This window comes from Haemophilus sp. UMB1048 (assembly GCF_030218125.1).
In the GTDB taxonomy this organism is placed as follows: domain Bacteria; phylum Pseudomonadota; class Gammaproteobacteria; order Enterobacterales; family Pasteurellaceae; genus Haemophilus_D.
This window is the reverse complement of the sequence record NZ_JASOPB010000045.1, coordinates 1-326: the sequence shown is the minus strand read 5'-3', so window position 1 is coordinate 326 and position 326 is coordinate 1. Positions and strand designations below refer to the sequence as shown.

At 47.2% G+C, this 326-nt stretch carries 1 rRNA gene; it reads left to right on the top strand.

The features are described from left to right. Positions 1–124: 124 nt before the first annotated feature. Positions 125–240: ribosomal RNA gene (gene rrf, locus QP437_RS09805) — 5S ribosomal RNA — on the top strand. Positions 241–326 lie beyond the last annotated feature (86 nt).

Here is a 326-nt window from a genome sequence, read left to right as displayed (position 1 = left end):
AACTCAGAAGTGAAACGCCGATGCGCCGATGGTAGTGTGGGGCTTCCCCATGTGAGAGTAGGACACCGCCAGGTACTTTTTATTTTGTTAGTTTATTTTTAGAGTAAATTAACAAAATAAAAATTTTGGCAGCAACAGTGCAATGGTCCCACCTGAATCCATATCGAACTCAGAAGTGAAACATTGTTACGCCGATGGTAGTGTGGGGCTTCCCCATGTGAGAGTAGGTCACTGCCAATTATACCTCATTTAGCGGAGTGGTAGTTCAGCTGGTTAGAATACCTGCCTGTCACGCAGGGGGTCGCGGGTTCGAGTCCCGTCCATTC